Source organism: Paenibacillus maysiensis (assembly GCF_000520815.1).
Taxonomy (GTDB): Bacteria; Bacillota; Bacilli; order Paenibacillales; family Paenibacillaceae; genus Paenibacillus; species Paenibacillus maysiensis.
In genome coordinates, this window is the sequence record NZ_ASRY01000178.1 from 1 (window position 1) to 1,391 (window position 1,391).

General features: G+C 38.0%; 1 pseudogene. It reads left to right on the forward strand.

Annotated features, from left to right (window positions below):
* Positions 1 to 440: 440 nt before the first annotated feature.
* A pseudogene (locus L696_RS28555) lies at positions 441 to 1,391 on the forward strand (RNA dependent RNA polymerase); the annotation flags it as partial.

Below are 1,391 nucleotides of genomic sequence, written 5' to 3' on the forward strand. Positions count from 1 at the left end.
CAGAAGAACTGTCGCACTTGGCTTGACAATCCGTCATGGTAAAAAGTAAAAAGTTAATTAATATATATTTAATAGCAATTTGAGGCAGTATCCCTATAAGGAAAAGCTCTAGTAGTGATTAAAGCTTTATCTAAATAAAAATGAGCATATGGAAAGGCTCAGCAACAAATGCTGGGTCTTTTCGTCATGCTCTTCACATTGATATAGCACTTAGGACGGGAGTAAGTGCTAATTGGATTCAAAAGCGTTATGGTAATTTTTTTCTAGCTCCTTTAAAAAATTGCCCTTCATATAAATCTAAATTAAACTCTTGTAACACGAACGTATATTCTATATAATATATAGGAACGCTTGTTTCTATTTATTACATAGAGATAATATCTATCTGAAAGGAACGTTCACAGCTATATCACACCAACTACTAAACAGGAGGCTAAAACTTGTCCACTAATCCAACACGAAATCAATACCAAATCAAACTGTTCCACTTCAACGAGATCACTCATGAAGACAATCAACTTTGTGCGCCACAATCCAGCACTCGTACCATCACTGTATCAAACAGCATCTATCTCGATCAACTCAAGCGAGTCATAGCAGAACGTGATCCTCTCATTGATGTTACCGACGTAATCTTCATGCTCAAAGCAGACCAAATTGACGAAGATGATCCATCACAACTTGCCTTGTTTGAACGTATGCTGCGAGAGGGCATCTACTATAATGGAAGGAAATATGTTCGTTCAATTAAGTCGCCTGCGATGGGACGCACACAGCGAACGGAATTCATCCAAGAAAAGTATGTTGCTGATCTATATCGACACATTACACTCGGCAAAATACCACCACTCACCAATATCCACAAATGGGAAGCAGCTCTTGGTGTAAGTCGTTCAGCGGCACAACCAGTTCCGTATATCCCTCGTATTGTCGTCATTCCAGATTATGAAAAAGATACGATCATCGAGGGTGTATGGAAAGTGGAAAAGTGTACTGAAGATTTGGAACAACAGAAGTTGATATTCAATGAAAAGACGAAGCAACGTGAATATTTCAAATCGAAGAAAGAATTGAAGCCATCCAAGGAACAATTACATAAGTTAGAACGTATACCGAATAAAACGATCTCGTGGAATGGCCGCACAAAGTCTGTTCCTGATCAAAATGAATATAAAACTTTCAATGGATGGGATAAAGAGAATCGTCGTGTGAAGTTGGAAGCAATTCCTTTTCCTGCTCGTTCAGTTATGTATGACGAACTATACCCTTGCTATTCCATCGAGCAAACGGAAGAAATACCAATCATCGCGATTAATGAACAATCCATTGGATTTAAGCGAGTCGAATATCCACAATATGAAAATAAGAATGTTCAGTTTTTTGATGGTCAA